This is a genomic window from Paenibacillus haidiansis, assembly GCF_036553665.1.
GTDB lineage: Bacteria > Bacillota > Bacilli > Paenibacillales > Paenibacillaceae > Fontibacillus > Fontibacillus haidiansis.
Map to the genome: position 1 here is coordinate 1 of NZ_JAZHPZ010000033.1, position 7,099 is coordinate 7,099.

Consider the following 7,099-nt stretch of genomic DNA (forward strand, 5'->3'; position numbering starts at 1 on the left):
ATCGAATACAACAATCTTACAATGATTTCGGCAACTCCAATAGGACAGCGCCCAAGGGAAGCGAATGGGGAAAAAAGATCGGCATTCAATTCCAACCTTCATCATTTGGCGGCCGTAGCCATGGGCGTGCGTTGGGCCTAGGGGGAACTTGGATACTGTCAGCTTTAGCAGTGGCGATGGGGGCGGCAGTGTTTAGGTTTATCCAAGGTTAGCTGTCTAAACAATAGAATAGTGGCGAAAAGAGATCAAACCCTACTCAACTTGTAGGGTTTGATCTCTTTTCTAATCTGTTCACCGATGAAAACAGACAAGCCATGTCCTCAATATTCATGGTTTGTCTGTTTTTCTTAAAACCCCTTATATTGAGGCTCTTCATTTTCCAACTGTTGTACGCGGCTTTCTACTTGCTGCACGATTTGTTGTGCTTGTTGGGCCGCATTCGTAAAGAGCGATTTTGCTTCTTGATTTTGTGTTTCCAAAGCAAATTGTTCCAGACTCGCCTGAGCACTTTTTAAAGATGCTACGCACGTTTTCACTTGAGAAGCAACTGTCACGGAATGTCACCTCCTTTACCTTAGGATAGGATAATGTTTCAGGGGTAATAGGAATAGATGCTTACATTCTCCCAATACCGAAATTAATATTTCCGTCTCGCAACAAAAGTATACGTTAGAAAAAAATTCAAATGGAAATGCATGAAAATAATGGAATTAGGACATATTAACTTTTGTCGATTAATGTGATTGGAAAGGAATGGTGATATTATGCCGGATTGGGTAGAAATCGCTTTGCGAACGTTATTGTCTATGGGGGTTCTTTTTGTCCTAACGAAGATATTGGGTAAACGACAGGTATCACAGCTTTCATTGTTTGAGTATATCACCGGAATCACGATCGGCAGCCTTGCAGCTTACGTTTCGTTGGATCTGGAGTCCACTTGGTATCTGGGCTTGGTTTCGATGACGGTTTGGACCGTTGTTTCTTTAGGGATTGAATTTTTACAGCTGAAAAGCAAAACGGCAAGAGACCTATTCGACGGCAAAGCAACAGTGCTCATTAAGGACGGCAAGATCATGGAGGATAACCTAAAAAAAGAAAGGATTACCACGGATGAACTTATGGAACAGCTTCGAATAAAGAATGTGTTCAAAGCTGCCGATGTTGAATTCGCCATCATGGAGTCAAGCGGTGACGTTAGCGTTCTTTTAACCAAGGAAAATCAACCGTTAACGCCTAAACACCTGGGAATAAATGTCGGGCCAGAACAAGAACCTCAATCGGTCATTATGGATGGAAAAATAATGGACGAACCGCTTGCCACGATAGGTCTAAACAGGAAATGGCTGGATACGGAACTGGAGAAATTAGGTGTTTCGATTGATAACGTATTTCTTGGACAGGTGGATTCCTATGGCCAGCTATACGTTGATTTATTTGATGATCAGATCAAAGTACCGAAACCCCAGAAAAAAGCCGCGTTGCTTGCAACATTGAAAAAGTGTGAAGCGGATCTCGAAATGTTTGGCTTATCTACCAAAGAACAAAATACAAAGCAGATGTACGAGCAATGTTCAAAAGCGTTAGAAAAGATTATTGATGAAGTTAAACCATTGCTGATTCGTTAACAATTCGCCAATTATACGTCAGCTGAAATTCGAGGAGGATGTTCATGGCAAATAATATAAAGAAAAATTTAACGCGGGTACAACAGGAATATAAAGAATTGGCGCAAAGCGTCGAACCTCCGAGGCCCATACTCAAAAACTTCATTCGTGCGTTTATAGCCGGCGGGGCCATTTGTTTGGTTGGACAAGCCATCCAGGAAATGTTTGTGCATTGGGGCGGCTTTGATGAGAAAAAAGCTGGAGACCCTACCGTGGCGGTTATGATACTCCTTTCTGTCATTCTGACCAGCATGGGGGTGTACGATAAGTTTGCCCAATGGGCTGGTGCGGGTTCCGCAGTGCCTGTGACGGGATTTGCGAATTCGATGGCATCCGCTGCGATTGAACATCAGAGTGAAGGTATGGTACTCGGTGTTGGCGGTAAAATGTTTAAACTGGCTGGACCGGTTATTGTATTTGGTACAGTCGCCGCCTTTGCGGTAGGAATTGTACATTTGCTGATCAAAGGCGGGGGAGGCTCTTAATATGTTAAAGGGACACCAGAGTTGGCTATTTGAGAACAAGCCGTTCATCCGATCAACAGCAACGGTAGTGGGTCCATTTGAAGGAAGAGGCCCGCTGGCCAAAGATTTTGACATTGTCCATGGAGAATCCATGATGGGACAAAAGAGCTGGGAGAAAGCAGAAAAGGTATTGATTGAAGAAGCGGCAAAACTGGCTATTGAAAATGCGGGGTTGACAAAGGAACAAGTACAGTTTTACATAGGCGGGGATTTGATGAATCAAATCATTAGCAGCAGTTTTGCCGCGCGAACATTATCGATCCCTTACATCGGTGTGTTTGGCGCTTGTTCAACCTCGATGGAAAGTCTGGCATTAGCAGCTAACCTTGTAAATTCCGGTTCGGCGAAATTTGTGTTGGCGGGGACATGCAGCCATGATTCCAGTGCGGAGAAACAGTTCCGATATCCGACCGAGTACGGTTCGCAAAAACCGCCAACCGCCCAATATACGGTAACCGGGGCCGGTGCTGCCATCGTATCCATGGAAGGTGACGGACCGGTTGTTACATCTGCCACCATTGGCCGGGTTATCGATATGGGCATTAAAGATCCGTTTAATATGGGCGCAGCGATGGCTCCTGCAGCGGTAGACACCATTGAGGCGCATGTTCGAGATTTGGGAATTGAACCGGGTTATTACGATTTGATCGTTACCGGCGATCTTGCGAAAGTCGGATATGAAATCGCCTGTAAATTGTTTAAGAAACATAACTTTCCCATCGAACAAACCGAATATTCCGATTGCGGGATGATGATTTACGATTATGAAACCCAAATGGTTCAAGCCGGAGCAAGCGGCTGCGGTTGTTCGGCAGTTGTTACCTATGGACATTTGCTAAATCGGATGCGAAGAGGTGAGCTGAAACGAATCCTCGTTGTCGCTACGGGGGCGCTGCTATCCCCGATTTCATTTCAACAAGGGGAAAGCATTCCTTGTATCGCTCATGCCGTATCCATAGAGGCAGGAAGGGAGATATTATGATTTTTCTTTGGGCTTTTTTGGTGGGAGGTGCAATCTGTGTTTTCGGACAATTTTGTTTTGATGTCTTGAAACTTACACCGGCCCACACCATGACCCTGCTTGTTGTATTGGGCGCGATTGTCGACGGAATTGGATGGTATGATCCGCTGATTGAATTTGCCGGGGCAGGAGCATCGGTCCCGATTACAAGCTTTGGTAACGCTCTTGTCCATGGTGCGCTTCAAGAACTAAAGAGCAATGGCTGGATTGGGATCATCACCGGAATTTTCGAAGTGACCAGTGCCGGAATATCCGCAGCGATTATTTTTTCGTTTCTCGCTGCATTGTTCGTAAAACCCAAAGGATAATACGGGGCCCATTGGAAGAGTCAGGAAAATGGAAATGACAAACTAGACCCAGTCAAAAAATCCAGCGCTTAACTCCAGATTTTAACTGGGAATTCCGCAGAAGGACTTATGCAAAGGAGGCGTTATCTCTCCGTCTGCTTCTTGAACTTGTTCACAAGCTTCGGGTTAATCGTAAACACTATGACTTTGCGCGCCTGCAGCGCCGGATTCTCGTGCAGGTACATGGCGAGATGCCAGCTGTAGACCGGGGTAACTTCAATGCGTACGAATATATGTCAGGCAAGGGAGCCAGTCATAGGTTTTCTTGAAGAATTCAATGAACTTGTGCAACGAATATTTCCGAATGCACGTTAAGGGGTCGGTTAGTGCGCTCCCTAACCGACTGGTTTTGATTATGAGAAGTTTACTTGTTCCAATCCTTACGGAATGTCCCATCAATAATTTCAAAGCTTACGAGCAAACCCGGCATAAACCGATTGTTATGGAGCTGTAGTTGTTTTTTTGTTTGTTCATACGTCGACCCAGCTATAAAATATTTCTGACGGTGAACTTTTTGCCATATGGCGAGCCTAACTGCATCATTCCATATACTGTCAGACGCTATTTATTTCGGTTCCTATATTCTCCATCGCTTCTTTGGTTCTCTCCATCAAACTCGGCTCGGTTGGAACTTTTTTACTTGCCTTGCCATCCAATACTATTGGAGATTTATTACTTGCCGTTTTGATTCGGTGTTTAAATTGTGATTTAAGTTCGCTTTTTTCCATATTTTCTCCTTTCCATTTGCCATTTTCAGAATATGTAACTGATATTATTCCGATATTCGTATCCTTTATACATCATCGGAGTCAGTAGACGGTCGGCGCTTCGGTTGGTGAACCATCGATCTTACCCTTTTGGTCCAAAGCATATCAAGGAAATGGCCGAACTGTGGAATGTAAGCGAAGAAGATCTTCCGATCGGATCAGAAACTTCTCGTAGGTGATGCCGGACATATCGGCTGGCCTGCCTTTGGACACCCTCTTCCATTCCTCAAAACACTCCTCTGGTATACGGTAAGAAATCAAGATACCAAAATCGGATTTTACGCCTACCGAAGGATCAACTTTGGGACATCATCGGATTCGTGTAAATGTTCAAAAAGACGCCGATTCTCCCTGCTCCATCAACTCAGTAATTTCCTCAATGCCTTGGAGAAGTACAATGAGTTGTGTTGGCTGGTCAATAAAGAACTGATTGGCCGGTTGGTACTGGCATTGGCATACACGAACCAAAACTGGAAGATCCCCATACCTGCAAAGTATTACTCCAAACGGTTATGCAGAGATTTGCGCTTAATACATATAAGACGCTGACCGGATTAGGCCTGCGTCTTATATGTTTAAAAAGTATTGTAAATATTTTCGCATTCTACACCTGTCGGTTCGTAAAAGCAGTGGCTTTTGTATCTTCCGACAAAAGGCTGATTGTACCATGTCGAAGGGCAATTTGCGGGGGGTTTGAAATACCACAAAGCGAATTTAGCAGGCCATGGTCGCTCACCGTTAATTGACTTTCGTGCAAGGCGTCTATCTTTGTCCCTTGCCTTTTGATAAAAGTAACCGTGTATGGTTGCTTCAAACGCATGCGGCTGAAATACCATTTGCGGAATCGTACGAATGCCTTTAAAATCGGAGCAGTTTGCCCGAATCCGATTAATTCCTACAGCCCCGACGAGCAGCATTCCTTGTTCGCCTTCCCCTTCCGCTTCGGCTCGAAGCAATCTTGCCAACAGATCTATATCACTTGCCCTGGCTTTGACAACGGCCATTGTATCACCTCATTTTAGTATTCAATATATTCCCATTGTTCTATTTAGTGCTTGCTTAATATTCATACCGCTATCCGACGCACAATCTCGCAAGTTTCACCTTACGGATTGTTAATTGCCTGAATTAACTACTCTTTTTTTGGATAACTTAAAACCGCCTACATGTAACTGCGCCAGCACATGATAAATAACATCTGAAGGTGAGTTGTGAGTATTCATTTAGCCATTGCGTTATGGACGGTATTCGCGGCGTGGCGGTGGGGTCGGTGGATACAGTTTTCCCAGTGCTATCCAACGATGGTATACCTAGCTTGTTTTCAATTGCTTTACGAATTCTTCTCGCATGAAAAATTTTATTTGTGGCGTTTGGAACCCGATCCAGTATTCAACTATACCAGCGTTGTTATGCTTCACACCTTTTGCATATATCCTTTAACTGCTTTTCTCTACCTCACCCGTTTTCCGGAAGTCGAATGGAAGGCTGCGGTTCTTGCAGCTACTGCAATCGAAACGTCAACCAGACCAAGCGGCAAAAGATTGCTTGAGAATCGGTATGAAAAAGTTAAGCAGGCGCTTCAGAATGAGAAGGAAAAGAACGAGAAACTTCTGGAAATATGCAGAAAACATGTCATAGAGAAAGCACAACTAAAATCTCGTATCGAATATTTAGAAAATAAAATTCAAGAACTAAGGGAGAGACAATTGAAACCATTCCAATAAAGGGTTGTGCTTGACCACCACTATGTGACGAGCCGCACGCTGGGAGTCGCGCACGGCCAATAGAAATAAATAAAGGTTTCGTATACATGCCATATGTAAGCAGCAACTCTTGCCCGTATAGGAACGCAACACCTTACAATCCGGCGAGCTTTTGCAGCCGTTGGGCAATCTGCATAAAATCCTCATTCGAGATGCCAGGAGCAAATTCTTCCGGCACTTCTTCAAGATCGGGCACTTCCCCTCCTTGGGGAACTCCTCTGACGACTTCCAATCGCTCTCCGTCGGAAGGGTGGGATCCTTTCCAGATTTGAGCGATATCTTCATAGTCTGAATCGCTAAACGTATATAACTTTCGATGAATTCCCTGTTCTTCGTATTTGCGGGTCGCATCAAATGCCCGATTCTCTAGATTGGGAATAGGGAGCATTTTTTTGACGTCGACTCCGGTCATGATTTCGAGCGCCTTCGCGTAAGCAAGCACATGAACTCCCCCGCGGACCAGCAAGTAACCCGTCATTTCGCGGGCGACAGGATGATCTGTCATCTCGTACACGCGCATCTTATGGGTGCGGGCGCCGCATTCGAGAAAAAAGTTATGAAGCAGATCGAGTACCAAATTGCCACTGTTAAAGACATAATCACCGTTCCATGCTTTGCCCATCGAATCGCCGGGCAACGAGGTTTGAGCCGTTGCAATAAAATGGTAGGTATTGCGTTTGTCAAGCCCGTTGCGCAGAGGGGCCGCATCCGGATCTGCCGGAAATGTGGAACCGGACAGGCATAAATTAATGGAATTCATCACCAATTCCACATGGCCAACCTCCTCCGCCGTAATGCTGGCCACAAGTTCATAAAAGGGCTTCAGCTTTTTTTTGCTGCGAAAATTCGAAGATTGGACCAAATAATTATTCAACGTAGACATCTCCCCGAAACGGCCGCCTAATAGTTCCTGCACAGCCGCCGCGGCGTTGGCGTCCGGATGTTTGGGAACAGGCAATGCAATGGGCAATCGATTGATGCGCTTGAACATGGCGGACATCATCCCCTTATCA

General features: G+C 45.0%; 9 protein-coding genes. 5 read left to right on the forward strand and 4 right to left on the reverse strand.

What is annotated here, in order from left to right:
* Positions 1–347: 347 nt before the first annotated feature.
* Positions 348–554, reverse strand: coding sequence for a DUF1657 domain-containing protein (locus tag V3851_RS26630; protein WP_277748943.1), 207 nt, complete (start codon positions 552–554; stop codon positions 348–350).
* A 210-nt stretch (positions 555–764) separates the two neighbouring features.
* On the opposite strand from V3851_RS26630, the gene V3851_RS26635 reads away from it, so the two are divergent.
* From V3851_RS26635 to spoVAE, 4 genes are read left to right on the forward strand one after another with little or no spacing between them, the layout of a single operon-like run.
* Complete coding sequence (locus V3851_RS26635) at positions 765–1,625, forward strand: DUF421 domain-containing protein (protein WP_331849412.1); 861 nt, start codon at positions 765–767, stop codon at positions 1,623–1,625.
* A gap of 44 nt (positions 1,626–1,669) precedes the next feature.
* A complete protein-coding gene (gene spoVAC, locus V3851_RS26640) occupies positions 1,670–2,149 on the forward strand; it encodes a stage V sporulation protein AC (RefSeq protein WP_005832062.1) in 480 nt (159 codons plus the stop codon).
* Between the two features lies 1 nt (position 2,150).
* On the forward strand, positions 2,151–3,170 hold the full coding sequence (spoVAD, locus tag V3851_RS26645; protein ID WP_127510464.1) for a stage V sporulation protein AD: 1,020 nt from the start codon (positions 2,151–2,153) through the stop codon (positions 3,168–3,170).
* A complete protein-coding gene (gene spoVAE / locus V3851_RS26650) occupies positions 3,167–3,517 on the forward strand; it encodes a stage V sporulation protein AE (RefSeq protein WP_005832063.1) in 351 nt (116 codons plus the stop codon). Before spoVAD ends, spoVAE begins: the two co-directional genes overlap by 4 nt.
* Before the next feature lie 593 nt (positions 3,518–4,110).
* On the opposite strand, the gene V3851_RS26655 is transcribed toward spoVAE, so the two are convergent.
* Positions 4,111–4,284, reverse strand: coding sequence for a hypothetical protein (locus V3851_RS26655; protein WP_331849418.1), 174 nt, complete (start codon positions 4,282–4,284; stop codon positions 4,111–4,113).
* 614 nt (positions 4,285–4,898) lie between these two features.
* Complete coding sequence (locus V3851_RS26660) at positions 4,899–5,327, reverse strand: cell wall hydrolase (protein WP_005832064.1); 429 nt, start codon at positions 5,325–5,327, stop codon at positions 4,899–4,901.
* Between the two features lie 207 nt (positions 5,328–5,534).
* Here V3851_RS26660 and V3851_RS26665 point away from each other — a divergent pair, with 207 nt between their 5' ends.
* Positions 5,535–6,047, forward strand: coding sequence for a GAS domain-containing protein (locus tag V3851_RS26665; protein WP_331849419.1), 513 nt, complete (start codon positions 5,535–5,537; stop codon positions 6,045–6,047).
* Between the two features lie 133 nt (positions 6,048–6,180).
* On the opposite strand, the gene V3851_RS26670 is transcribed toward V3851_RS26665, so the two are convergent.
* Positions 6,181–7,077: a manganese catalase family protein gene (locus tag V3851_RS26670; RefSeq protein ID WP_054943616.1), complete on the reverse strand. Its 897-nt coding sequence runs from the start codon at positions 7,075–7,077 to the stop codon at positions 6,181–6,183.
* Positions 7,078–7,099: the final 22 nt, after the last annotated feature.

Bases quoted from the DNA above. Each gene is read 5' to 3' on its own strand.
- spoVAE (WP_005832063.1), top strand. From the start codon at position 3,167: ATGATTTTTCTTTGGGCTTTTTTGGTGGGAGGTGCAATCTGTGTTTTC.
- V3851_RS26635 (WP_331849412.1), top strand. From the start codon at position 765: ATGCCGGATTGGGTAGAAATCGCTTTGCGAACGTTATTGTCTATGGGG.
- V3851_RS26670 (WP_054943616.1), bottom strand. From the start codon at position 7,077: ATGTTCAAGCGCATCAATCGATTGCCCATTGCATTGCCTGTTCCCAAA.
- spoVAC (WP_005832062.1), top strand. From the start codon at position 1,670: ATGGCAAATAATATAAAGAAAAATTTAACGCGGGTACAACAGGAATAT.
- spoVAD (WP_127510464.1), top strand. From the start codon at position 2,151: ATGTTAAAGGGACACCAGAGTTGGCTATTTGAGAACAAGCCGTTCATC.
- V3851_RS26655 (WP_331849418.1), bottom strand. From the start codon at position 4,284: ATGGAAAAAAGCGAACTTAAATCACAATTTAAACACCGAATCAAAACG.
- V3851_RS26660 (WP_005832064.1), bottom strand. From the start codon at position 5,327: ATGGCCGTTGTCAAAGCCAGGGCAAGTGATATAGATCTGTTGGCAAGA.